This window comes from Microvirga sp. P4_A5 (assembly GCF_056402495.1).
Window position 1 is genome coordinate 1 of record NZ_JBFUHH010000064.1, and the last position, 25327, is coordinate 25327.

Annotated in this window: 21 protein-coding genes and 1 pseudogene; 5 read left to right on the plus strand and 17 right to left on the minus strand. The window is 64.0% G+C overall.

The genetic code is table 11. The features are described 5' to 3' along the window. The coding region (locus AC1DVM_RS15745; RefSeq protein WP_477255765.1) for a helix-turn-helix domain-containing protein at positions 1-423 on the minus strand (423 nt) is incomplete at its 3' end. Between the two features lie 127 nt (positions 424-550). Here AC1DVM_RS15745 and AC1DVM_RS15750 point away from each other — a divergent pair. Beyond that, positions 551-949 (plus strand): hypothetical protein, encoded by a 399-nt coding sequence (locus AC1DVM_RS15750; protein WP_477255767.1) that lies wholly within the window; start codon positions 551-553, stop codon positions 947-949. A gap of 50 nt (positions 950-999) precedes the next feature. Here the strand turns inward: AC1DVM_RS15750 and AC1DVM_RS15755 are convergent, their stop codons facing one another. The 3 genes from AC1DVM_RS15755 to ppdK all read right to left on the minus strand — a co-directional run bounded on the left by AC1DVM_RS15755 (position 1000) and on the right by ppdK (position 6934). After that, complete coding sequence (locus tag AC1DVM_RS15755) at positions 1000-3738, minus strand: PAS domain-containing protein (protein ID WP_477255769.1); 2739 nt, start codon at positions 3736-3738, stop codon at positions 1000-1002. Between the two features lie 152 nt (positions 3739-3890). Beyond that, positions 3891-4238: a GFA family protein gene (locus AC1DVM_RS15760; protein WP_477255771.1), complete on the minus strand. Its 348-nt coding sequence runs from the start codon at positions 4236-4238 to the stop codon at positions 3891-3893. A gap of 17 nt (positions 4239-4255) precedes the next feature. Continuing rightward, positions 4256-6934: a pyruvate, phosphate dikinase gene (gene ppdK, locus AC1DVM_RS15765; protein WP_477255773.1), complete on the minus strand. Its 2679-nt coding sequence runs from the start codon at positions 6932-6934 to the stop codon at positions 4256-4258. A gap of 199 nt (positions 6935-7133) precedes the next feature. Between ppdK and AC1DVM_RS15770 the strand changes: the two genes are divergently transcribed. Then, positions 7134-9263: a hypothetical protein gene (locus AC1DVM_RS15770; protein WP_477255774.1), complete on the plus strand. Its 2130-nt coding sequence runs from the start codon at positions 7134-7136 to the stop codon at positions 9261-9263. A gap of 90 nt (positions 9264-9353) precedes the next feature. On the opposite strand, the gene AC1DVM_RS15775 is transcribed toward AC1DVM_RS15770, so the two are convergent. The 5 genes from AC1DVM_RS15775 to AC1DVM_RS15795 all read right to left on the minus strand — a co-directional run bounded on the left by AC1DVM_RS15775 (position 9354) and on the right by AC1DVM_RS15795 (position 14730). Continuing rightward, the gene (locus AC1DVM_RS15775) at positions 9354-10004 is read right to left on the minus strand and encodes a L,D-transpeptidase (protein ID WP_477255776.1); all 651 of its coding nucleotides are present in this window, start codon (positions 10002-10004) and stop codon (positions 9354-9356) included. Positions 10005-10098: 94 nt separating this feature from the next. After that, a complete protein-coding gene (gene glyS / locus AC1DVM_RS15780; RefSeq protein ID WP_477255778.1) occupies positions 10099-12234 on the minus strand; it encodes a glycine--tRNA ligase subunit beta in 2136 nt (711 codons plus the stop codon). A gap of 16 nt (positions 12235-12250) precedes the next feature. Continuing rightward, positions 12251-12685: an endonuclease domain-containing protein gene (locus AC1DVM_RS15785; RefSeq protein WP_477255780.1), complete on the minus strand. Its 435-nt coding sequence runs from the start codon at positions 12683-12685 to the stop codon at positions 12251-12253. Between the two features lie 144 nt (positions 12686-12829). Further along, entirely contained in the window at positions 12830-13771 is a 942-nt protein-coding gene (locus tag AC1DVM_RS15790; RefSeq protein ID WP_477255782.1) for a glycine--tRNA ligase subunit alpha, read from the minus strand. A 77-nt stretch (positions 13772-13848) separates the two neighbouring features. Then, positions 13849-14730: a S49 family peptidase gene (locus AC1DVM_RS15795; RefSeq protein WP_477255800.1), complete on the minus strand. Its 882-nt coding sequence runs from the start codon at positions 14728-14730 to the stop codon at positions 13849-13851. Between the two features lie 174 nt (positions 14731-14904). Between AC1DVM_RS15795 and AC1DVM_RS15800 the strand changes: the two genes are divergently transcribed. Then, entirely contained in the window at positions 14905-15246 is a 342-nt protein-coding gene (locus tag AC1DVM_RS15800; RefSeq protein WP_477255784.1) for a hypothetical protein, read from the plus strand. Positions 15247-15292: 46 nt separating this feature from the next. On the opposite strand, the gene AC1DVM_RS15805 is transcribed toward AC1DVM_RS15800, so the two are convergent. After that, the gene (locus AC1DVM_RS15805; RefSeq protein ID WP_477255786.1) at positions 15293-16033 is read right to left on the minus strand and encodes a tRNA1(Val) (adenine(37)-N6)-methyltransferase; all 741 of its coding nucleotides are present in this window, start codon (positions 16031-16033) and stop codon (positions 15293-15295) included. Beyond that, the gene (locus tag AC1DVM_RS15810; protein WP_477255788.1) at positions 16030-16251 is read right to left on the minus strand and encodes a putative signal transducing protein; all 222 of its coding nucleotides are present in this window, start codon (positions 16249-16251) and stop codon (positions 16030-16032) included. The genes AC1DVM_RS15805 and AC1DVM_RS15810 overlap by 4 nt, the downstream gene beginning before the upstream one ends. Positions 16252-16364: 113 nt before the next feature. On the opposite strand from AC1DVM_RS15810, the gene AC1DVM_RS15815 reads away from it, so the two are divergent. Then, on the plus strand, positions 16365-17384 hold the full coding sequence (locus AC1DVM_RS15815; RefSeq protein WP_477255802.1) for a polyprenyl synthetase family protein: 1020 nt from the start codon (positions 16365-16367) through the stop codon (positions 17382-17384). A 16-nt stretch (positions 17385-17400) separates the two neighbouring features. On the opposite strand, the gene AC1DVM_RS15820 is transcribed toward AC1DVM_RS15815, so the two are convergent. The 6 genes from AC1DVM_RS15820 to AC1DVM_RS15845 all read right to left on the minus strand — a co-directional run bounded on the left by AC1DVM_RS15820 (position 17401) and on the right by AC1DVM_RS15845 (position 24880). After that, complete coding sequence (locus tag AC1DVM_RS15820) at positions 17401-18381, minus strand: calcium-binding protein (protein ID WP_477255790.1); 981 nt, start codon at positions 18379-18381, stop codon at positions 17401-17403. Positions 18382-18417: 36 nt separating this feature from the next. Continuing rightward, positions 18418-19287, minus strand: coding sequence for a glycoside hydrolase family 113 (locus AC1DVM_RS15825; protein ID WP_477255792.1), 870 nt, complete (start codon positions 19285-19287; stop codon positions 18418-18420). 289 nt (positions 19288-19576) lie between these two features. Then, on the minus strand, positions 19577-20263 hold the full coding sequence (locus AC1DVM_RS15830) for a glutathione S-transferase family protein (RefSeq protein ID WP_477255794.1): 687 nt from the start codon (positions 20261-20263) through the stop codon (positions 19577-19579). Positions 20264-20348: 85 nt separating this feature from the next. Next, positions 20349-21221, minus strand: a complete 873-nt coding sequence (locus AC1DVM_RS15835; RefSeq protein WP_477255796.1) for a 4-(cytidine 5'-diphospho)-2-C-methyl-D-erythritol kinase — start codon at positions 21219-21221, stop codon at positions 20349-20351. Between the two features lie 57 nt (positions 21222-21278). Further along, on the minus strand, positions 21279-23045 hold the full coding sequence (locus AC1DVM_RS15840; protein WP_477255798.1) for a tetratricopeptide repeat protein: 1767 nt from the start codon (positions 23043-23045) through the stop codon (positions 21279-21281). A 173-nt stretch (positions 23046-23218) separates the two neighbouring features. Then, positions 23219-24880, minus strand: a complete 1662-nt coding sequence (locus tag AC1DVM_RS15845) for an electron transfer flavoprotein-ubiquinone oxidoreductase (protein ID WP_477255804.1) — start codon at positions 24878-24880, stop codon at positions 23219-23221. A 195-nt stretch (positions 24881-25075) separates the two neighbouring features. On the opposite strand from AC1DVM_RS15845, the pseudogene AC1DVM_RS15850 reads away from it, so the two are divergent. Continuing rightward, positions 25076-25327 (plus strand): annotated as a pseudogene (locus AC1DVM_RS15850) (uracil-DNA glycosylase); the annotation flags it as partial.

Below are 25327 nucleotides of genomic sequence, written 5' to 3' on the forward strand. Positions count from 1 at the left end.
GTTCACGGGCGGCTTGAGAAGCGCGTGATCGACATCGCCGACGAGCGGCATCAGCGCGGCGTTGGCGGCAACGAGGTTCCAATGGCGATCGATTGCGAGGGCCGGATAGGGCTCATGCCCCTTCAGCACGAGATCGACCGCGTCGCGCGCCGCCGCGAGCGCGGGATCGTCGAGGGCGCGTTGCGAATAGACCGGCGCGAAGCCCGCCGCGACCAGCAGCACGTTCTGCTCCCGCAACGGAATCGAAAGCTGTTCTGCGAGAAGAAGCACCATTTCCCGGCTCGGCTGCGATCGTCCGGTCTCGAGAAAGCTGAGATGCCGCGTCGAGATGTCGGCCTCGAGCGCCAGATCCATCTGGCTCATGCGCCGGCGCTGGCGCCAGTCGCGGATGTGGTCGCCGATGGTGGATGTGGTGCTCATCATGCGGCCGACGATAGCGCAGAGTTCTGCGCCATTCCATGACCCCGCAGGTAATCGACCGGGCTACGGCGCTCTTTCATCATCAGGCCAAGGCCAACGTCCTGGCGGCCCGACACAATGGAGAACGATCATGTGGCTTTCCCCCTCGCCTTTCCTCCGTCAGGCGCTTCTCGCCGATGCGGTCACCAGCGCGTTGTGCGGTTTTCTGATGCTGCTCGCAGCGCATCCGCTCGCAGGAATGCTCGGGTTGCCCGAAGCGCTGCTTCGGAGCGCCGGCACGCTCCTGCTCCCCTTTTCGGCTTGCGTGGCCTGTCTCAGCCTGCGGCCGCGCCTTCGCCGGATGACCGTTTGGGCCGTGGTGCTGGTGAACGCGCTTTGGGCGATCGACAGCGTGGTTCTTCTCGTCACCGGCTGGGTTGCGCCAACGATGGCCGGCACTGTTTTCGTCATGGCCCAGGCGGCGATCGTGCTGATGTATGCGGAGCTGCAGGTGATCGGCATGCGCCGCTCGGCGACCCTCGCAATCTGAGTGAATGTGCAGACTGGGCGACGGCCGGCGATCCGGCCGTCGTCATGCGCTCAACCGTGAATCATGTGTTCGACTTTCGCCGCCAGCGCGTCGCCCGCGAACGGTTTCGCGATGACCTCCATGCGGGGGCCGAGAAATCCGTTCTCCAAGATCTTGTTGTCGACATACCCGGTCATGAACAGGATGTTGATCTCGGGCCGCAGCACCCGGGCCGCATCGGCGAGCTGACGTCCGTTCAAACCGGGCAGGCCCACATCGGTGAGAAGCAGGTCGACGGTTTGGTCGGATTGCAGGATCGCCAGGGCCGAGGGGCCGTCCTCGGCTTCGAGCAGGCGATAACCGCGCTCCTCCAGCATGTCGATGACGAGCCGTCGCACGACGGGCTCGTCCTCGACCACCAACACGGTTTCGCCGGCGCGCGCATGCCCTGTCTCGATGGATTCCAGCGTCCGATGCGCGTCGCCGGTATCGCCGCGATAGCGCGGAAGGTAGACGGTCACCGTCGTGCCGCGCCCCGGCTCGGAGGCGATCGCCACATGGCCGCCGGATTGCCGCACGAAACCATACACCATTGACAGGCCGAGCCCGGTACCCTGCCCGATCGGCTTGGTGGTGAAGAACGGCTCGAATGCACGCTGGCTGATGTCCTGCGGCATTCCCATACCCGTGTCGTGAACGGAGATCGCCACGTATTCGCCGGCCGCGAATTCGCGCCCGGTCGAACCATGATCCTCCTCGATGACGACATTGTCGGACCGGATGACGATGGTGCCGCCGTCGCTCATGGCGTCGCGCGCGTTGATCACGAGGTTGAGCAACGCGCTTTCGAGCTGGTTCGGATCGCAGGATGTGAGCCAGATGTCGTCTCGCGATACGAACGAGACCCGGAAGGTCTCGCTGACGGTGCGGCGGAACAATTCGTCCATGGAGCCGACGAGTTCGTTGGCGTTCACCGGACGTGGATCGAGCGGCTGCCGGCGCGAGAATGCCAGCAGCCGGTGCGTCAACGACGCGGCCCGACGCGCCGACGACATGGCAGCATCGATGTAGCGATTGGCCTCGCCCACGCGTCCTTGCGCGATGCGGGCTTCCAACAGGTCGAGGCTGCCGATCACGCCGGTCAGCAGGTTGTTGAAGTCGTGCGCGATGCCGCCGGTCAATTGCCCGACCGCTTCCATCTTTTGCGATTGGCGAAGCGCTTCCTCGGTCTGCCGCAACGCGTCGGCTGCGACCTGCTCGGCGGTGATGTCGCGACCGACCGCGTGAATGAGATCGTTGCCCGGTACGGCTCGCCAGGCAATCCAGCGATAATCCCCGTTCTTGTGGCGCAGCCGCACCGGATCATGGCAGCCGCTCTCACCGATCGAGCGTCGGACGATCCGCTCGGCGATGCCTCCCCGCTCGTCGGGGTGAATGAGCTCAATGAACGACGTTCCCTGCAGCTCCGCCTCCGACCAGTCGAGCACGAGTTTCCAGGCCGGGTTCGCTGCGAGCACATCGCCGTCGACACTCGTCACCAGCATGAGGTCGGTGGACAATTGCCACATGCGCTCCCGGTCGCGGCTGCTTTCCGCGACGCGTTCTTCGAGCCTGAAATTGCGTTGCTCCAGGTCGCTCGCCGCCGCCTTGGCGTCGTGGATTTCGGTGTTTGTGCCGATCCACCGCACGACCTCGCCCTCGGCATCGCGAACCGGCACGCCTTTGGCGAGAAACCATCGATAGGTGTGGTCCACCTTCCGGCGCAACCGAAACTCGCCTTCGAAGATGGCGCCGTTGCGCTGAGCCGCGTGCCATGCGTTCAGGATGGAATCATAATCGTCCGGGTGGAGGACCTGACGCCAGACGCCGTTCTGGAGTTCGTCGATCGTGAGCCCGGTATAATCGGCAAAACGTCCGTTGAACCATTCGATCCGCCCGTCGGGGCCGGCCTCCCACACGAGGTGCGGGACGGCTTCGACGAGGGCGCGAAAACGCTCCTCGCTCGCCCGAAGGGCCGATTCCGAAACCTTGCGGTCGGTCACGTCCCGATAGAAGCTCACGATGCCCCCCGGCACCGGGCAGAGCCGCAATTCCAGCCAACGGTCCATTCCGAATCCGAGATAGCGGCGCTCGATGGAGATCTGCTCCTGCTCGTCCCGGCAACGGCGATACGCGCCTTCGAGAAACGAGCCTTTGGAAGTGGGCCAGGCTTCCCAATGGGTCTTGCCGAGAATCTCGCTTTCGTCGCGGCCGTCATATTTCAGCGCCGCGGCGTTGATTTTGACCACGCGAAAATCGTTGTCGAACGCGACGAAGCCGTCGCCCAGCACATCGAGAATGCTCTCCGCCCGCTCGTAGACTTCATGCAGGCTCGCCTCGTGCCGCACCTGCGCCGTCACATCCTGTCCCTGCAGGACGACGGCGGAGGACAGGCGGCCGTCATCCGCGAGGATCGGTTGCACGACGAAATCGATCACGGTCGCGGAGGGCGGCGGCAGCGTCACCCGAACTTCGGATCGTCGCGGGTCTGCGAGGGTCTCACGGAGGCGGTCCCGCAGGCCCGTCCACGCGTCCGTGAGCGTCTCGCCGAAGGCCCGCCCGGCAAGGTCGCGGCCCGTCAGGCGCCGGAGGGCCTCGTTGGCAAAGGTGACCACGCCCTCGCCTCCCTCGACGACGCAGAGAAAGCCCGGCAATTGCCGAAGCAGCGCCAGCGCGTCCGGGCCCGTGAGACCCGGCGCCGTTCCCGCAGGGGGAATGGCGCAACCGGCCTCGACGAGATTGTCGTTCGTGACGCTCAGACGCTCCAGCATGTCCGATCTTTCGGGGCGCAATCCGGCCCGGACGACGCCCGGCGGGACCGGTGACCTTCGCCCCGTCCATCACCTAGGACGGCATAACATATACAAAGTAACGTTACGTTTCAATATCGAACTGGCCCTCTGGCGGGTCCGCTATCGGCATTTCAGAAGCTGCGGCCGTCCACCGGAACAGGTTCCAAACCGGCGAGATCAACGGTTTCAAGGCACCGGACATTGATCGCGGCCGTGGCCTCGCCGGTCGGTTTCTTACCCTCTGCGAAAGGTGCGCAACCGCACGTGGAGCAGAACCGGTGGGAAATGGTGTGGGTGTTGAACCTGTAGGTCGTGAGGTCCTCCTCGCCGCGCAGCACCGTCAAGGCGCCGCGAGGCACGAAGTTCAGGAGGTAGCCCTTGCGACTGCAATGCGAACAATTACACGCCATCACCTGTTCGAGATCGCTCTCCACCTCGAACGCCACCTTGCCGCAGTGGCAGGACCCTTTGTGCAGCATCGAGACGTCTCCGGGGGCTAAGCCTGACTGGCTGCTTTCTTGCCGAGTGCGGCCTGCGCCGCCGCGAGACGCGCGATGGGAACGCGATAGGGCGAGCACGACACGTAATCGAGCCCGATCTCGCTGCAAAAATGGATCGATGCGGGATCCCCGCCATGCTCGCCGCAGATGCCGAGCTTGATCGCCGCCCTCGTCTGCCTGCCGCGTTCGGCCGCGATCCGGATCAGCTCACCCACGCCTTCCTGATCGATGGTGACGAAGGGATCGGCATCGAGGATCCCCTTCTGCGTGTAGGAGCCCAGGAACGACGCCGCATCGTCGCGCGAGATGCCGAGCGCCGTCTGCGTCAGATCGTTCGTGCCGAACGAAAAGAACTCGGCCGATTGGGCGATGTCGCCGGCGCGCAGGGCCGCGCGCGGCAGCTCGATCATCGTGCCGACCTGGTAGGCGACCGTCACGCCGGTTTCCTTTGCGACCGCCTCCCCCATGGCGTCGATGCGCGCCTTGACGAGGTCGAGTTCCGCTTTCGTCATGACCAGCGGTACCATGATTTCCGGCACCACCGGCTCGCCGCTCGCGCGGCCCGCCTCCACCGCTGCCTCGAAGATCGCCCGCGCCTGCATCTCGGCGATTTCCGGATAGGCGATCGCCAGACGCACCCCGCGGAAACCGAGCATCGGGTTGACCTCGTGCAGTTCCGCGGCCCGGCGCTTCAGCTTTTCGACCGGCGCATTCATGGCCTTCGCCACCTCGGCCATCTCGGCGTCCGAATGCGGAAGGAACTCGTGAAGCGGCGGATCGAGCAGGCGGATCGTGACCGGCAGACCGTGCATGATCTTGAACAGCTCGGCGAAATCCTTGCGCTGCATCGGCAACAATTTTGCGAGCGCCGCGCGCCGACCCTTTTCGTCATCGGACAGGATCATTTCACGCACCGCGACTATGCGATCGCCCTCGAAGAACATATGTTCGGTGCGGCACAGGCCGATGCCCTCGGCGCCGAAATTGCGTGCCGTCTCGGCATCGAGCGGCGTTTCGGCGTTGGCGCGAACCTTCATGCGCCGCACCTTGTCGGCCCAGCCCATGAGCGTCGCGAACTCGCCCGACAATTCGGGTTCGAGCATCTTCACCCGGCCGAGCAGAACCTGCCCCGCGCCGCCGTCCACCGTGATGACGTCGCCCTTCTTCAGCGTCTCGCCCGCGACCGTCAAAGTCTGCGCCGCGTAATCGACACGGATCGAGCCGGCGCCGGAAACGCAGGGCTTGCCCATGCCACGCGCCACGACCGCCGCGTGAGATGTCATGCCTCCGCGCGTGGTCAGGATGCCTTCCGCCGCATGCATCCCGTGAATGTCCTCGGGCGATGTCTCGACGCGCACGAGAATGACCTTGCGGCCCGCCTTCTTGGCGGCCTCCGCGTCGTCCGAATTGAACACGATCTCGCCGCACGCGGCGCCGGGCGAAGCCGGCAGACCGGACGCCACGATCTTGCGATCGGCTTTTGGATCGATCATCGGATGCAGGAGCTGATCGAGCGCCGAAGGCTCGACACGCATGACCGCCTCTTCCTCGGTGATCAGGCCCTCGCTTGCCAGTTCCACGGCGATGCGCAAGGCCGCCTTGGCGGTGCGCTTGCCGTTGCGGGTCTGCAGCATCCACAGCTTGCCGGTCTCGACCGTGAATTCCATGTCCTGCATGTCACGGTAGTGCTTCTCCAGAATGCCGTAGATGCGCACCAGCTCCGCATAGGCTTGCGGCATGGCCCGTTCCATCGAGGGCTTGTCGGAGCTCGACGCAATGCGCGCACGCTCGGTGATGTCCTGCGGCGTGCGGATGCCCGCCACCACGTCCTCGCCCTGCGCGTTGATGAGGAACTCGCCATAAAGCTCGCTCTCGCCCGTCGACGGATTGCGCGTGAAGGCGACGCCGGTCGCCGATGTCTCGCCCATATTGCCGAACACCATCGCCTGCACGTTCACCGCCGTTCCCCAGCTCGCGGGGATGGCGTGAAGCTCGCGATACTTGATCGCGCGGCTGTTCATCCACGAGCCGAACACGGCGCCGACAGCACCCCACAATTGCTCCTGCGGGTCCTGCGGGAACGGCTTGCCGAGATGCGTCTCCACGATGGTCTTGTAGCGGGGGACCAGGGCTTTCCAATCCTCCGCCGTCATGTCGGTGTCGAGGGTATAGCCGCGGCGATCCTTATAGGTCTCCAGCGCTTCCTCGAAATGATGGTGCTCGATATCGAGCACCACGTTCGAATACATGGTGATGAAGCGGCGGTAGCTGTCATAGGCGAACCGCGCATCGCCCGCGCCCTTGGCCAGAGCCTCCACGGTCGTGTCGTTGAGACCGAGATTGAGCACGGTGTCCATCATGCCCGGCATCGACGCGCGCGCGCCCGAGCGGACGGAGACCAGCAGGGGATTTTCGGCATCGCCGAAGGTGCGGCCCGTGAGCCGGCCGACATGGGCGAGCGCCTCATCCACCTGCGCCTTCAGTTCGGGCGGATAGGACTGGCCGTGGTCGTAATAATAGGTGCAGACCTCGGTGGTGATCGTAAAGCCGGGGGGAACCGGCAGCCCCAGATTGGACATCTCGGCGAGGTTGGCGCCCTTGCCCCCGAGCAGGTTTTTCAAACTCGCATCGCCCTCAGCCTTCCCATCTCCGAAGGCATACACCCATTGCGTCATCGATCGACCCTCTGGCTAGACATGACCCTGCGGCCACGCAGGTGGTGACTTGGAGCATATGCGGCCAAAACGCAACCTGAACGGCCAAGGTTCCGCTTCCCTGAAGCGCGAGTGAGCCAATGTTTTGCAACCAGAGGTATCGTTGCGGGCGCGGCCCGGAAGTTCTATGAATTGATATATTATATCATCTAGGACCGTTATGGCTTCTCCGATTTCCATCGACGTGGATCGACAGATTTCAGTCGTTCTCAATTCGAATTTCTCTGACTGCATCATCAACGCGCAAGTCGATGTGCCACCGGTGCAATCGCCATACGGTGTCGATGCCTCCAGTGGCGCGGGCGGAGCCATTACCGTATTCGGTACCGTGATCGCGCAATATGGCGTTTTCGATCTAACCCAGACTCGGACAACCGCTTATAATGTGGTGGTCCATTCCGAGGGCCAGATTATTGCCGAGAGAATCGGCATCTATATGAATCGTGGTGGAAGCAGCATCGTCAATCACGGCAACATTTCATCGGGATGGATCGGGATTTCTGGCGCCTCGTTTGGGCCGACGAGTGTCGTGAATACAGGTGAGATCACAGCCGTTCGGGGGATGGGAATCCAGGGGGCCGGCAACACCATTTCCAATTTTGGGACCATCCTCGCCAGCGAGAACGGAATTTTCCTCACGGGAGCCAGCGGCACAATCACGAATTCCGGGCTGATCGACGCGGTTGGCAGCGCCATTTATGTGTCCAGCGGCTCCAACGTCATCACCAACACTGGAACGATCAGGGGTCAAGCGTTGGGAATTCGCGGCAGCGATAACAACGAAAGGGTCCTGAATCGCGGATCCATCGCCGGGGGAGTCAATCTGAACAGCGGCGACGACTATCTCGACAACAGAATGGGTGTCATCGTCGGGACGGCGATTCTTGGAGCGGGCAACGACACCGCCTTCGGCGGCGTCGGCAACGACAAAATCTCGGATTGGGTGGGCGACGATTTCGTCGATGCCGGGGACGGTATCGACACCCTGACGTACGAGGATTACGGAAACACCGATCTCCCAGTCACGGTCGACCTCGCAATTTCGGGCGCGCAGGACACCGGTTGGGGCAACGACGTTCTACTGAATTTTGAGAATGTCACAGGAAGCGGCGGCGCGGATACGCTCGCTGGCAACGACGCAAAGAACCAGCTCTCAGGCCTTGGGAGCGCGGATATCCTGGTCGGTGGCAAAGGCCACGATACGCTTATAGGCGGCACCGGAAACGACCAACTCGACGGGGGCGAAGGCGGCGACACGGCTGCGTTCAGCGGCAATGCCATCGCGGTGGTCGATTTGCGCGTTTCGACCGTACAGGATACCGGCTACGGGATCGATATCCTCACCAGCATCGAAAACCTCAGTGGCAGTTCAGTCGGCGACTTGCTCACCGGCAGCGCGGTTGCCAACCTGCTCATCGGCAACGGCGGCGCGGACCTTCTCTCCGGTCTTGCGGGCAACGACACGCTCGAAGGCGGCGCCGACACCGACGATCTGCGCGGCGGCGATGGCGAGGATCAATTGTTCGGCGGGGACGGTGCGGATCTGTTGTTCGGAGAAGCCGGCGACGACCTTCTCAAGGGCGGCCAGGGGAACGACACGCTGGATGGGGGATCGGGCGCCAACACAGCATCGTTCTCGGGCGCGAGCTCGGATTACACCGTCGTGGTGACGGCCGACGGCTTCGCCACCGTGGCCGACAAAAGGGCGAACGGAGAAGGCATCGATGTGGTGAAGAACATCGCGCTCCTGCAGTTTGCAAACCAGACGCTCGCGGTGAAAGCGCCCGTCACAGCAGCGCCCACCCAGGCGCTTCCGCTCAACCTGATCGGAACCAGGAATGCGGACCGTCTCACCGGCGCTGCCACGGATGACACGATCGCGGGCCTTGCCGGAAACGATGTGCTGCGCGGCGAAGCCGGCAACGACAGGATTTCCGGCGGAACCGGAAAAGACGTGCTCACAGGCGGTTCGGGTGCCGACATCTTCGTGTTCGATTCAAAGCCCAACAAAAAGACCAATCTCGACCGGATCGTCGACTTCTCGGTCGCCGACGACACGATCCATCTGTCGAAGAAAGCCTTCAGCAAGATCGCCAAGAAAGGCGTGCTGGCAAAGAGCGCGTTCTGGGCGGGGGAGAAGGCTCACGATGCCAACGACCGGGTGATCTACAATAAGAAGACCGGCGCGCTGTTCTACGACAGCGACGGCACCGGCAAAATCGCCGCAGTGCAGATCGCGACCCTGTCGAAAAAACTCAAGATGAGCGCGCTCGACTTCTTCATCATGTGACGAGGCGCACTTGCGTCGCTGTACGGGCCGGGACAGACGAAAAAGCCGGGCATCTCGCCCGGCCTTTTCGCTGTTGAGAGATCGCGGACGTCAGACGCGGTAGCGCCCGTTGCGCTTCACATACACGGTCGTGCCGACCGGCACGCGGTCATAGAGATCGGCCACGTCCTCGTTCAGCATGCGGACACAGCCGGACGAGACCTGCTCGCCGATGCTCCACGGCTCGTTGGTGCCGTGGATGCGGAACAGCGTGTCGCCGCCGTTCTGGTAGAGATAGAGGGCGCGCGCGCCGAGCGGATTGTCGAGGCCGGCTTCGCGGTGGGTCGGGAGTTCGGGCTTGATGCGCACCATGGTCCTGGTGGGCGACCAGGCGGGCCACACGCCCTTGCGGCCGACGGAGGCCACGCCCTTCCACGAAAAGCCCTGCTTGCCGACGCCGACGCCGTAGCGGATCGCCTTCTGGTCGGGCTGGACGAGGTAGAGGTGCTTGTCGTCGATATCGACCACGATGGAGCCCGGCTTTTCCATACCCGTGTAGGTCACGACCTGACGGGCGTATTGCGGCGCCATCCGGCGGCGATCCACGAGCGGGATGTTGAACGGCTTGTCCTCGACCGCGCCGATATACCAATTGGCGTCCGAATCGGCCGCCGCGAACGATTGCGGCGAGTTCTGAGCGGTCTGACAGGCGGCGAGCGACGCCCCCAGGAGGCCGATGACGAGAATGCGGCGGACAATCATTTGTTAATCCAACAGTAACGGGGTTGCCGCCTGCCTAACGCGAAGCGGCCCTCATGGCTGTGACTCCCGCGCAACAGCCTGCCGGAATGTCGCACTATCCCGCGATGCGCGAGAAGTCTGCGACATTGTGCATCGTCTCGCGGATGGCGTTCAAGAGCAGCAAGCGGTTGCTGCGCAGAGCCTGATCCTCCGCATTGACCGTCACCTTGTCAAAAAACGCGTCGACGGCGGGCCGAAGCTCGGACAAAGCGCGCATCGCGCCCTCGAAATCCTCCCGCATCACGTGTTCGCGAGAATGGCGCGCTGCCGTCTCGAGCACCTCGGACAGGACCTTTTCTTCCGCCTGCCCGTGCTGGCGGATGAGCGCGTGATCGGGCGCCTCAATGTAAGCCTGACCGTCCTTCTTTTCCTCGATGCGGAGAATATTCGCCGCGCGGCGATACCCGGCAAGCAAGTTCGCGCCATCCTCGGTGTCGAGGAAGCGGCCGAGGGCTTCGACGCGGCGGACGATCATGAGGAGGTCGCGATGATTGGCCTCAGCGGCTGGCTGACCGGCTGAAAATACTGAAGAGATCAGATCGTGTCGCGATCCGCGATCCCGCAGATAGACTGTCAGTCGATCGCCAAAAAACTCAAGCAACTCGAATGCTGCGTTTGCACTGTCCGTGCCCGCAAATTTTTCGCTATGGCGCTTGAACGCGCCTGTGAGATTCAACCTAACGTCGTTCTCAAGGATGAGGCGTACGACTCCCAAAGCCGCCCGCCTCAGCGCATACGGATCCTTCGATCCCGTCGGCCTCTCGTCGATGGCCCAGAAGCCCACCAGCGTGTCGATCTTGTCGGCGAGCGCCACCGCCACCGAGACCGGGTCAGTCGGCACGCGGTCCGATGGCCCGAGCGGCTTGTAATGTTCTTCGGCGGCCGCCGCCACGCTCGCGTGCTCGCGCTGCAGCGTCGCGTAATAGCGGCCCATCAGGCCCTGCAATTCGGGAAACTCGCCGACCATCTCGGTGACGAGATCGGCCTTCGCCAGTCGCGCCGCGCGCTCGGCCAAGTCCGGGTCGGCGTGAACGATGGGCGCGAGTTCGCGGGCGAGCGCCGCGATGCGCTCCACACGTTCATATTGCGTGCCGAGCTTTTCGTGAAACACGATGGATTTCAGCTTCTCGAGCCGATCCTCCAGCCGCACCTTCTGGTCTGTCTCCCAGAAGAACTTGGCGTCGGAGAGCCGCGCCCGCACCACACGCTCGTTGCCGCCCACAATGGTCGCGCCGCCGTCGCTGGCGACGAGGTTGGAGGTGAGCAGGAACTTGTTGGACAGACGCGTTCCCTCATGACCCGATTGCGGATGGCGCAGCACGAAGCATTTCTGGTTGGCGCGGATCGTGGTGCGGATGACCTCGGGCGGAATTTCCAGAAAGCTCTCGTCGAAGGAGCCCATCAGCACCACAGGCCATTCCACCAGCCCCGCGACCTCTTCGAGCAGGCCCTCGTCCTCGACGAGTTCGAGCCCCTGCGCGAAGGCGAGGTCCTTGGCGTCGTGAAGGATCATGTCCTTGCGGCGGTCGGCATCGAGCACCACGCGGGCACGCTCCAGCGCCGGCGCGTAATCGTCGAAACGCCGCACCTTGATGACGCCCGGCGCCATGAAGCGGTGCCCTTGCGTGAGATCGCCCGCCACGATGTCGTCGATGGCGAAATGCACGATCTCCGGCTCTTCGGTTTCGGGCCCGAAGGTGCAGACGATCGATTTCAGCGGCCGCACCCAGCGCAGCGCGCCGGGCTCCACGGACGCCGCACCGGAGCGCATGGATTTCGGCCAGGGGAAGTTGCGGATGATGCCGGGCAAAATTTCGGCGAGCACATCCTGCGTCGCCCGACCCGGACGCTCGATCAGCGCCACGTAGAACTCGCCCTTTTTCGGATCGGTGACGATTGTCGCCTCGTCGAGCGACGATAGCCCCGCGCTCTTGAGAAAGCCCTGAACGGCGGCCTCCGGCGCGCCCACGCGCGGACCTTTGCGCTCCTCCCGGACATCCTGACCCTTCACCGGCAGGCCGACGATGTGGAGGGCCAATCGGCGCGGCGTCGCATAAGCCTTCGCGCCCTCGTAGACAAAGCCGCGCTCGACCAGCGCATCCGTCACCAGCTTCCGCAGGTCCTCGGCGGCGCGACGCTGCATCCGGGCCGGGATTTCTTCGGAGAAGAGTTCGAGGAGGAGATCGGGCATGGAAACGCTGGACCTGTTACTCCACTCCCCCTTGTGGGGAGGGGTCGGGGGTGGGGGTGTCAGCGCCAAAACCCTGAAGGGAAGCGCTCTCGTTGCACGGGGTGTAAAGAGCCGCGTGGATTGTGTCGAGTACGACATCGATCTGCGATAGAACTTCGTGGTTCCAGAAACGCAGAACGCGATAACCCTGCGAGCTCAGCCAAGCTGTTCGTGCCGCGTCCGATCGCGCGCCGTGTTCCAGACTATGCTGCGACCGGTCGACCTCGACGATCAGCCCTGCTTGGTGGCAAACGAAGTCCGCCACATACGGTCCGATTGGGGCCTGTTTCCTGAAATGCGTGTTGGCGAGGGGCACGCGTTCAAGGTGCCACCACAGACATTTTTCCGCTTCGGTCATTCGCTTGCGCAAAACGCGAGACAGAGACGTGTGCGGCTTGCGTGAGCGAGGCATAAGCTTCGGCGATAAAGGTTGGTGCCGACACCCCCACCCTAACCCTCCCCACAAGGGGGGGAATAGAGTTGCGTCAAGCTCCCGGCGCCTACAGCGCCGACCCTCCCCTTCAAGGGGAGGGTTCGGGACGGCCCGGTCGCGCCACTAAGCCGCCACGCCCCCGCCCTCGGTCTTCAGCCACGCCGCGCCGCAGGCCTTCGCCAGCTCTCGCACGCGCAAAATGTAGCTCTGCCGTTCGGTCACCGAAATCACGCCGCGGGCATCGAGCAGGTTGAAGACGTGGCTCGCCTTGATGGCCTGGTCGTAGGCGGGTAGCGCCATGAGGTGGCGGTTGTCGTTCGACCCGGCTTTGGGCTCCCCGTCCGCGAGATATTTCCGGCACGCGGCCTCGGCATCGCGGAAATGGCGGAACAGCATCTCCGTGTCGGCATATTCGAAATTGTGCCGGGAGAATTCCTGCTCGGCCTGTTTGAAGATGTCGCCATAGGTGACCTTCCGGTCGCCCTCGAGGCCGTTGAAATTGAGGTCGTAGATCGATTCCACGCCCTGCAGGTACATTGCGAGGCGCTCGAGCCCGTAGGTGAGTTCGCCTGCCACCGGCGAGCATTCGAAACCCGCGACCTGCTGGAAATAGGTGAATTGCGACACTTCCATGCCGTCGCACCAGCATTCCCAGCCGAGGCCCCAGGCGCCGAGCGTCGGGCTCTCCCAATCGTCCTCGACGAAGCGGATGTCGTGAAGCGCGGTGTCGATGCCGATGGCTTCGAGCGACCGCACATAGAGGTCCTGGATGTCGGGCGGGTTCGGCTTCAGGATGACCTGGAACTGGTAATAATGCTGGAGGCGGTTGGGGTTCTCGCCATAGCGCCCGTCCTTGGGCCGGCGCGACGGCTGGGCATAGGCGGCGCGCCAGGGCTTGGGACCGAGCGCGCGCAGGGTGGTGGCCGGGTGGAAGGTGCCTGCTCCCATTTCCATGTCGTAGGGCTGGAGAATGACGCAGCCCTGCTCGGCCCAAAAGCGCTGGAGCGTGAGAATCAGCCCCTGAAAGGAGCGCGCAGGGTTCATATGCGCGGGTTCGCTGGTCATGCTGAAAACCGAAAAACGAGGTTGAAAAGGTCAGCCGCACCCTTGGGATGAGGGGCGGCGCGAGTCAAGTTTCGGGCTCACAGACCGAGCCGCGACCAGGAGAGGCGCTCTTCCACCGCGCCCAGAACCTCCGCGGGGTCGAGAAGGCTCGATTGGCCGGCCGAGCGGCGACCCAGCAGGCGCCCAAGGAGCGGCGGCCGGGCGGGCTCGATCAGGCGCAGCTGCACCTTGTCGCCGAACCGCTCGCGCATGACCGAGCGGATGTCGCCCAGCCCGTCGATCAGGCCGAGATTGATGGCCTCCTGACCGACCCAGAACGCGCCGGAAAAGAGGTCGCTGTTATCCGCCTGCAATTTCGCCCCGCGACGGGAGCGAACCAGGGCTTCGAAAACCTCATGGATGCTGCGCTGAAGCGCCTTCAGCCGCTCCACGTCCTTGGGATCTTCCGGCTGGAACGGGTCGAGCATCGCCTTGTTGTCGCCGGCGGTGTGGACCCGGCGCTCGATGCCGAAACGCTCGATCAGGCGATCGAAGCCGAAGCCGGCCGAGACCACGCCGATCGACCCGACGATGGAGGCGGGATCGGCGAAAATTTCGTCTGCCGCGCAGGCGATCATGTAGCCGCCCGACGCCGCCGCATCCTCCACGAAGGCGAAAACCGTCCGTTGCTTCTCCTCCGCCAGCGCGCGGATGCGCCGGAAGATGAGGTGCGACTGGGCCGCGGAACCGCCGGGCGAATTGATCACCAGCGCGATGGCCGGTGCATCGGGCACCGCAAACGCGCGTTCCAGCATGGGCGCCACGCTGGACATGGCAAGGCCGGCTCGCAAAGGCATCACCGCCCCGATGGCGCCGCTGAGGCGCACCACGGGGACAATCGGGTGCCTGGCGCGGAAACGGCTCGGTATCAGGAAGTGCAGGCGCTCGGGAAAATAGGCGAAGAGAGGTTTTGCGGACATGGCCCTGATGTAATGCACCGGGCCGAATCCGCCAGTCGAAACCGCCAGATGAACATTCCGCAACGGAACATCGGGATTTCATTCAGTTACGGTCGCTTAAACATTGATCGCTAGAACAGGGCACGTCGAAACACTATTGCACTCTGACCGCTGCCCGGAGTGAGGAGATTGATGATGCGTAAATTCCTTCTTGGCATCCTTGGCTTTGCGGCGATCGGCCTCGGGGCCGCCACGGTGCAGCCCGCGCAGGCGCAGCCCTATTACCCGGCTTACCGCGACAGTCCGGTGTCGGTTGAATTCCGCGGCGACCGGGGCTATCGCCATGGCCCGCGCGGCGAATACGGTGGGGGTTATCGCGGCTATCATTCGGGCGCGTATCGGGGCGGCTGGCGCGACGGCTACGGCCCGCGCGGATATTACCGTCCGGTCTTCGCCGCCCCGCGTTGCTTCGTCCGCATGGAGCGCGCCTGGAACGGCTGGCGCTGGATCCAGCAGCCGGTTCGCGTCTGTCGCTGAACCGCCTCGCACCACTGGAAAACGGGCGCCACGAGCGCCCGTTTTTTCATGGGAGGTACGCCTCCCCCCGGTGCAGCGCCTCGGCTTGCGGCGTAAAGCGTCCCTCGGTGCCGTTGAGAATGACCGGCGGCGCGACCGTGAGCGGGGCGCGGCTGGCTTTCGTACCCGTGAGCAGAAAGCGGATGGCGGCTTCACCGGCATTCGGGTGCACCATCCGGATTTCGAGGCCGCCGAGCCTTCCCGCCACGGCTGAGAGACAATCCGGAAGGCRGTCCGCCCGGTGGATCAGCACCAGACGGCCCTTCGGTCTGAGGAGTCCGATGCAGGCGGAAAGCCAGGCCTCGAGCCCCCCTGCCGGAAGGGCATGGGCGGCGGCCCGGCGGAAATCCGGCGAAAGCCGGGCCTGACCTTCCTCCAGAAACGGCGGGTTGGTGAGAACGAGGTTGGCGCTCTCAGGCGCGAGGTCGGCCCGAGAGCGGGAGGCCTTGTCGAGGATGTCCGCGACCGCCACCCGCGCCTGCAAGCCGTTGTTTTCGCAATTGTATCGGCACAGGTCGGCGAGAGCCGGGTCCCGCTCGACGAAGACGAGACGGGCCTCGGGAACGCGGCTTGCCACCATCAGCCCGACGGCCCCGGTCGAAGCCCCGATATCCATCACCATGTCGCCGGGCTTGGCACCGGCGGCGGCCGCCAGCAGGACGGCGTCCGTTCCCGCCCGGTGGCCTCGCGCCGGCTGGCGCAGCCTCACCCGGCCGCCGAGCAGCGAGTCGTCGGTCGTGTCCGTCATGACCGCAATTCGGCCTCGAGGCCAGCCTCGGCGATGAGGCGGCGCGCCTGCGCCACGTGATCCTCCGGCACGAGGATGCGACGCGGGAACGCGCCGATCATGCCCTCCAGCGCGCTCATATGCAGGTCGGCGACGAAAAACGGGATATTGGCGTTCTCCAACAAGGATTGTAGGAAGCCGAGCAGAACGAGATCGCTCGTGCGGACGATTTCGATCATCGGGCTTCGGTCTCCCTTGCGGCAAGCTTTCGCGTTGCGGCATGAGAATCACCATGCCACGGTACCTTCATATTCCTACCGGCGTCTCGCGCCGGCAACCTGGGTTATCAGGCGTGGGCGTCGTCGTACCATTCGAAGATAAGCATCCGGACAGAAATCCGAGCATCGAAAAGCTCGTTTCGCTGGTGGCGGCCGACATGCAGCGGGTCAATACCATGATCCTGTCGCGCACCGGCTCCGACGTGACCATGATCCCGGAGGTGGCCAACCACCTGATCTCGTCCGGCGGGAAACGGCTGCGCCCCATGCTGACCCTGGCGACCGCCGGCCTGTCGGGCTACGCGGGCGACGGGCACGTGAAGCTCGCCGCCAGCGTGGAGTTCATGCACACCGCCACCCTGCTCCACGACGACGTGGTGGATGAGAGCGACATGCGCCGGGGCAAGATCGCGGCCCGCATCAAATGGGGCAACGAGGCGAGCGTCCTCGTGGGCGACTTCCTGCTCGGCCAGGCCTTCCGCATGATGGTGGAAGTGGGATCGCTGCGGGCTCTCGACATTCTCTCCGCCGCCGCCACCGTCATCGCCGAGGGCGAGGTGATGCAGCTCGCGGCCGCCAAGAACACGGAGACCACCGAGGACGAGTATCTGGCGGTGATCCGGGGCAAGACCGCGGAACTCTTCGCCGCCGCCTGCGAGGTCGGGCCCGTCATCGCCGACCGGCCCAAGGCCGAGCAGGCCGCCTGCCGCTCCTACGGCATGAATCTCGGAATCGCGTTCCAGCTGGTCGATGACGCGCTCGATTACGGCGGCACCGCCGCGGCGCTCGGCAAGAATGTCGGCGACGACCTGCGCGAGGGCAAGATCACGCTTCCGGTGGTGCTGTCTTTCCGGCGCGGCTCAGCCGAAGAGCGGGTCTTCTGGAAGCGCGTGCTGGAGCGGGGCGAAGTCGAGGAATCCGATTTCGACCGGGCGATCGCCATCATGCGCCGCCACAGGGCGCTCGAAGACACGGTCGAACGCGCCCGCCATTACGGCGCCATGGCCCGCGATGCCTTGGCGCTGTTTCCCGACGGGCCGATGAAGCAGGCGCTTCTTGACACGGTCGATTTCTGCATCGCGCGAGCGCATTGAAGCAGCGCCCCCTCCATCAGACGACCCAAATGTCGTTGTGGGTGAGCTTAAGGCCCCTCTTGAGGATGGCGATCTCGACGGCCTTGGTGGAGCCTGAGCCGTCGATGTCGAGGGAAAGCACGCCCGTCTTCTTGCTGAAGCTGAGGTAGTCGTTTCCATCCTTGGCTTTATCAAGGCTGAAGAACTTCTTGTTCAGCTTCACGGGCTTGGAAGCCGTACCCTTGCCAAGCTTCTTGAACAACGCGTTGTCGATCCAGAGAGTGTCGTCCACCACGTTGAAGTCGGTGATCTTGTCCAGATTCGTCTTTTTGTTCGGCTTGGTATCGAACACGAAAATATCCATACCCGCGCCGCCGGTCAGCACGTCCTTGCCCAGCTTGCCATAGATCTTGTCGTTCCCCACGCCCCCGACAAGCCTGTCGGCCTTCCTGGTGCCGATCAGAACTTGGTCTTGCGATCCGGAGTCGAGAACACTCCCAGGCAGCAGGGTTCCGTCCGCGAATTGGAACGCTTCGATCCCCGATACCGTGTCGTGCCCGTCCCCGCCGGCCCGGCTGTCCAGGACCGTGAACGAGCCGTCCTTGTTTTTGGTGACGCTGTAATCCGTGCGCTTGCCGCTGAAGATAGCCCTGTCCTGATCGCCTGCCCCGCCATCGAGAACGTCGTTGCCGAACCCGCCGGTCAGAACATCGTTCTCCGTACCTCCGTTGAGCCGGTCGTGTCCGGCGCCGCCCCAGAGAATGTCGCTCCCGCCGGCGCCCTCGAGCGTATCGTTGTGGTAGCCGCCATCGAGCTTGTCGGCGGCGGCCGTGCCGTTCCAGACAAGGCCCGTCTCGTGGGCCGGGCTGGAATAATGGGTGGTGACGGTGCCGTTCGCGGGCTTCCACTGCGTGGTGTAGTCCGTCCACGCCACGCCTCGTTCCTCCATGGGATTTTCGAAGGAGTAGTAGCTCCAGAGGAACGACCCGGCGAGCCATTGGCCGCCATAGTTCTCCATCACCTTGTAGAGAGCGGTATAGCAGTCGACCTGCTCCTAGAGGTCGACGGTACCGGCGCCGCCGAACACGCCTGGGTCCTTGTTGGCGCCGTCCATACTCTTGTAGCCGACCTCGGTGAAGATCACCTTCTTGCCGTATTGCTCCGACAGCGCCTTGTAGTAGTCGACGACGGATTTGCCTCCATGCAAAGTGTCTCGGATCCAGGAGTTGAAGTGCGGCTTGACCCAGGCATCCACGATCTGATCGACAGTCGGATCATTGACCGTTGAGGACGGGATATAGGCGTCGACGCCGATGTAATCGACCTTGTCCCAGAAGCCGACGTCCTTCACCGTCCCATAGGTGGCCGCATAAGTGACTTTTCCTGAATAGACGGCGCGCACGGCCGCGATGATTTCCGCCCATTTCCGGGTGTAGGTCTTGCCGTCGCTGCAGACCTTGGTCGGATTGATCATGCTGTCCATCTCGGTGCCGACGCAGATCATCGCCGCGCCTGCCTCCTGCGCCACCTTGGCGTATTCGACCATCATCGCCTTGTAGCTGTCGAACCATGCCTTGGGGTCGGTAGGATCGATCTCGGCGCGCCAAACACGATTGTCGGTTTCGAGATGAGGCTTGAGCACAACGTTGAGCCCGCGCGCTTTGGCATCGAGAATGGATTGCCTAACCTGGGCAAAGGTGTCGCTCTCGTTGTCCCAGGGATTATCCGGATCGCCGAGGTTCAATGCCACCGAATTGCTGAATTTATTCGTTTGGAAGAAATTGGGCACGAGTGTGAGGGTGCTGGCGCCGGTCGCCGCAATCTGATCCATGGCCTTGTGGCCAGTGTCGGTGATCGCTTGTCCGCCCCAATAAGAAGGCTGTGTAATGCCTTCCCACTCAAAAATCTGGCCGGGAATACTCATGCCATGGCCCTTCCGTTCGCAATGCCGATAACGCCGAATCCAGCTGTCGAGCGTGTATTAAGTTATAACATCGCTATTAATTTCCATAATTGTGTCAAACGGCCTCACTGTCCGAATGACGAGGCCGCATCAGACCCCCCCTGCCCGTCATTGATGCAGTTTCGTGGCCATTGCCCACCAACCCGGCTGCTGCGGCAGAATCCCTTTTGACGCCGAGACCGCCATCGTGCGCCCGGCATCGGCTGCTCGAAGACACGGTCGATTTCTGCATCGCGCGAGCCCATTGAGCTCAAGCGACCGCCCGGCGATCCTCCAGCAAAGTTCCCTTCCCGAGCGTGTCGGCTTCGTGGCCGGGCTCCCGCGTCGTGTCGGCCAGCGCCGCCGCTTCCCACGCGCGCATGGATGGCAGCGCCAGCAGGCGCGCCACATAGGCGGCCGAGATCTCATCGACGGCGAGATTGTAGGTCTGCACACGGAACGCGACGGGCGCGAAGAACGCATCGACGGCGGTGAATGTCGCGCCTGCGAGGAAGGGCCCACCGAACCGGGCGAGCCCTTCGTTCCAGAGTTCCTCGAGCCGCGCGATGTCCCGCGTCAGCGCCGCCGGCGTTTCGTCGAGGCGGACACGGATTCCGCAATTCATCGGGCAGCGCGAACGCAAGGTTGAGAACCCCGCATGCATCTCGGCGGCGGCGCAGCGCGCGAAGGCGCGCGCGGCGTGATCCTGCGGCCAGATCCCCGGATGGCGTTCCGCCAGATATTCGGCGATGCCGAGCGATTCCCATACGGTGATGTCGCCATCCACCAGACACGGCACCTGCCCGGTCGGCGAGAACCTGCGGAAAGCATCGTAGCTCGAGCCTTGGGTAAAGAGCACGCCGTGCTCCTTGAAGGGAATCCCGAGTTCGCGCATCAGCACCCATGGGCGAAGCGACCAGGACGAATAGTTCTTGTTGGCGATGAAGAGCTCATACATGGCAATTTCAGACCCGGCGATTGCAGTCCGTTTTTCAAGCAGCGCCATTCTCATACGCGGATTCGGCGGCATCGCGAAAGCGGGCTCAGCGCAGGATTGTGGACTTGACCCACCACGCGGGGAAAGCCGCCCCGACGCTTTTCGCAGCGGCCGTCGCCGCATCGCCGTTGTCGAACAGCCCGAACACCGTGGCGCCGGAGCCGGACATGCGGGCAAGACGGCAGCCTTGCGTTGCCGCGAGGAATTGGATGGCGTCGCGCACGATCGGCTGCAGCCGGCATGCCGCGGGTTCGAGATCGTTGCGGGCTTGTCGCAGCGCCGCGAGAAGGTCCCCGGTGGTCGAGAGCGGCCACTCGCCTTCCCGGGCTGGCGCGCAAGCGTCGCCCCGCCGCAGGCCGAGGGCGCCAAACACGTCCGGGGTCGCGACCGGAACGCCGGGATTGACGAGCACCCCGAAGAGACGCGGCAGGCGAAGCACCGGGCCGAGGACCTCGCCGATCCCACCCATCGTGCGAGCCCGGGCCTCGAGGCAGACCGGCACGTCGGCGCCTGTATGGCGCGCGGCGTCGAGGATCGCGGGATGCGAGAGAGGCAGATCGTTGAGGCGCGCCAGAAGCCGCAAAGCCGCCGCCGCATCCGATGACCCACCGCCGATGCCCGCCGCGACCGGCAGGCGCTTCACCAGGCGAAAGGCACCCGTCCTCAATCCGGGGATGCGTTCGGCCAGCAGGCGCGCGGCCTTGATCACCAGGTTGTCGGCGCCCTCGCCCGCCAGCGCGGCGCTGGGGCCTTCGACGGATAGAGCAAGCGACGGACCGGGACGGAGCGAGAGGTCGTCGCCGGTTCCGGCGAAGGCCACGAGGCTGTCGAGGATATGATAGCCGTCGGGGCGCCGTCCGAGGACGTGCAGCGACAGGTTGATCTTGGCGGGAGCGCGCGTGGCGAGCGGGCGAGGCATGAGCGTTTCCATGCCTCACGCCGCTTCGAATGGGAAGCGCCAACCGCTGAAGTTCCCTCAGGTCGGCGGCGCTGCCGGCTTCTCGCCTTCGACCGCGGGCTTCGCATCGTCGAGCCCGTTGTCTATCTTGTTGAGGATCTTCAAGAGGTCCTCATGCTCGGGGTTCGAATCCTTGGCGTGGTTCCACTGGAACTTGGCTTCGAGCTTGCGCCCGACCTTCCAATAAGCGTCGCCCAGATGGTCGTTGATCACCGGGTCGCCCGCCTTCAGTTCGACGGCCTTTTCAAGCTCCCGCACGGCTTCGTCATAGCGTCCCATGCGGTAATAGGCCCAGCCCAGCGAATCGATGATCATGCCGTCGCGCGGCGCGAGTTCGACCGCCCGGGTCAGCATCTTGAATGCGTCGTCGATGTTGATGTTCTGGTCGACCCACGAATACGCCAGATAATTCAGCACCTGCGCCTTGCCCTGCGGCAGGGTGTCGGGCACCAGCTCCATCGCCTTTTTGAGATCCGCCTCGCCCTTCGCCCATTGCTTCGCGCGCTCATAGGATGTCCCGCGATAGAAGAAGAGGATCCAGTGGCCGCGATCCGGCGTTCCGATCAGCTCGATGGCCTTGTTGTAGGTCTCGGCCGCCTCCGCGAATTGCTTGCGCGAACGCTGCACGTTGCCGAGCGCGATCACGACCTCCACGTCGTCGGGACGCTCCTTCATGAGGCGCGTGAGATGGCTCTCCGCTTCGGCGCTGCGTCCGAGCATCTCGAGATTCTGGCCCATGGTGATGTCGGCGCTGGCGCGAAGCGGCGAATCCTTCGGCACGCGCGCAAAGACGTCGTTGGCTCGGTCATATTGCTTCAGCCGTTCATACACATCGCCGAGGGTCACGAGCGCGAGGGCATGATCGGAATTGAGATCGAGTCCGAGGCGCAGATAGATGATGGCGGTGAGTTCGTCGCCTTGCGTGTTGCCGACGACGCCGAGGCCGTAGAGAAGTTCGGCCGCGCCGTCCTGAGCCGATGTCACGCTGGACTTCAGAGGCTTGCCGCTCTTCAGGCTTTCCATGGCGGCGCGCACAATGGGGTGGCGCGGCAGCGCATCGTCGAAGCTCTTGTAGAGCGCCAGCGCTTCGTCCCGCCGTCCCCGCTTGGCGAGAAAGCGCGCATAGGCATCGACCACCTGCAGCGTGTTGCGCTCGCCCTCATAGGCCGCCTTGAAGCGTTTCTCCGCCTCGGCCGAATTGCCCAGCACGTCGGAGATCAGCGCGGCGTGATATTCCCGGAACTGGTTGAAGGCCCGCTCGCCTTTCAGCCGGTCGACGGTTGCCAGCGCGCGCTTGCCGTCCTTCGATCCCGCATAGGACCAGGCGGTCAGAAGCGTCGCGGTGAGATCCATCCGGGGGTTGCGCTTGCCGCCGGTGATCTTGGCGCGGGCATCGCCGTAGCGGCGCTCCTTGATGTCGCGCACCGCGAGCGCGAATTGAGCCAGATTGTTGGAGGGGTCGCGCAACGCCAGCCGCTCGGCGGCCCGGTAGGCCTCGTTCATCGAGCCGTTGCCGAGGAACGCCACGAAGCCGCGCTCCAGCAGTTCCTGATTGCGCGGGTCCTCCTGAATCGCTTCGCGGAAGAAGATGGTCGCGGCGGCCGTGTCGCGGGCGGCGCCGGCGATGTAGGCGGCGAGGAAATTCCCCTCGAGGCTCGCCGCCGGCCTGATCGTTTCCGACGGATCCGTGCTGGCGGCCTGTGCGGGCAATGCCATGAAACCGGCGATCGAGAGCGCAAGAATGGACAGGCCTTTGCGGGCCAAAGGCATAATAAAGGTTCGCACTAAAAGCGGCTCCACTGATCGCAGCATCCTGCAGGAGGGGGATGTGCGCCAAATCAGGCCGGAGAATGGCGTCTCCCGGCCAAGGGGGCAAGGGGCAGCACCCTCGCGGTCAAGCTCTCGTGATGGAAGCGTCCCCGGCCCGAAGCCCGATGGGGCGCAACACAGCCACTTTCTCACATATTGACGTAGTTGGGACCGCCGCCCCCTTCTGGCGTGGTCCAGTCGATATTCTGGTTCGGGTCCTTGATGTCGCACGTCTTGCAGTGGACGCAGTTCTGCGCGTTGATGACGAACTTCGGCTCGCTCGCCTCCTCCACCCACTCATAAACGGCGGCCGGGCAGTAATATTGCGAGGGTCCGCCGTAGACATCGTGCTCCGAGGCCTTTTGCAGGCTCATATCGCGCACCTTGAGGTGGACCGGCTGGTCTTCCTCATGGTTGGTGTTCGACAGGAAGACCGATGAGAGGCGATCGAAGGTCAGGATTCCGTCGGGCCGCGGATATTTGATCGGCGCAACCTCGGCGATGGGCTTCAGCGTTTCGAAATCGCCCTTGCCGTGTTTCATCGTACCGAAGAACGACCAGCCGAGAAGCTCGTTCATCCACATGTCGAGGCCACCGAGGGCCACGCCGATGGCGGTGCCGAAACGCGACCAGAGGGGTTTGACGTTCCGCACCCGGCGCAGATCCTTGCCGATGGCCGAGGAGCGCCAGGAATTCTCGTAATCCACGACCTCGTCATGCTGACGCCCGGCCTCGATGGCGGCGAACACGTGATCGGCGCACAGAATGCCGGACAGGATCGCGTTGTGGCTGCCCTTGATGCGCGGCACGTTCACGAACCCGGCCGAATCGCCCACGAGGCACCCCCCCGGGAAGGCCACTTTCGGCACCGATTGCCAGCCGCCTTCGACGATGGCGCGGCCGCCGTAGCCGATGCGCTTTGCGCCGTCGAAGACGTCCCGGATCATCGGATGGGTCTTGAACCGCTGCAACTCCTCGAAAGGCGAGAGCGTCGGGTTGCTGTAGTTCAGGTGAACGACGAAACCGACCGACACCAGGTTGTCGTCGAAATGATAGAGCCAGGAACCGCCGCCGACATCGTTCGAGAGCGGCCAGCCCATGGTATGGCGCACGAGCCCGGGCTGGTGTTTGGCCGGATCGACCTGCCAGATTTCCTTGACGCCGAGGCCGTATTTCTGGTGGTCCCGGCCTTCGGCGAGATCGAAGCGCCGGATGAGCTGCTTTGTCAGGCTGCCGCGCGCGCCCTCGGCGAAGAGGGTGTATTTCGCGCGCAGCTCCATGCCACGTGTGAAGCTCGCATTCGGCTCGCCCTGGCGACCGATGCCCATGTCGCCCGTCGCGATACCGACGATCCTGCCATCCTCTTCGATGAGTTCCGCTGCCGGAAATCCCGGATAGATCTCGACACCGAGTTCCTCCGCCTTGCGGCCGAGATAGCGCGTGACATCGCCGAGCGAGCCGATGAAATTGCCGTGATTGTTCATGAGCTTGGGCATGAACATGTTGGGCAGCCGCACGCCGCCCGCCGGGCCGAGATAGAGGAACTGATCCTCGGTCACCGGCGTCTTGAGCGGCCGGTCGCCATCATTGCGCCAATCCGGCAGCAACGCGTCGAGGCCGCTTGGGTCAATGACCGCGCCCGACAGGATGTGAGCCCCGACTTCGGAACCCTTCTCGACCACCACCACGGAGATCTCGCCGCCCTTGGCGGCCGCGTCCTGCTTCAGCCGGATGGCCGCGGCAAGGCCCGCTGGACCGGCACCGACGACGACGACGTCGAATTCCATCGACTCACGGGCGGGCAGATCCATCATCGTGTCTCCTGGCACGCAACAGCGTTTCGAAGCGTGATCCGTTTACGTATGAACAAGTTAGCCGTCGTCCTCAAGCTTCCGCATCGGAAAGTTTTGAACTGTTCCATTTGACCTAAACCGGGCGGGACGCAAGGTTGATGGGCGAATTAATGCCGAGTTGTCCACGCCGCGCGCCCGGCCTACATACGATCCATGACGGACCATCCCCTCGGCCACGAAGCGCTTCACGCGATCCTCGATTTTTATGTCGAGGCGGGTGTCGATCTTGCGCTCGATGAGGCTCCGCATAACCGTTTCGCCGAGGTCGCAACCCCCGCAGTGCCCCCCGCCCGGACAGCGGAGCGGCCTTCGCCGTTGGTGCCCGCCGCTGCCGCGTCGCCGCCGCCCACCCGGCCGCTGCCGGCGATCGCCGCTCTCCCGCCCGACGAGGCCGCGGCCCTTGCC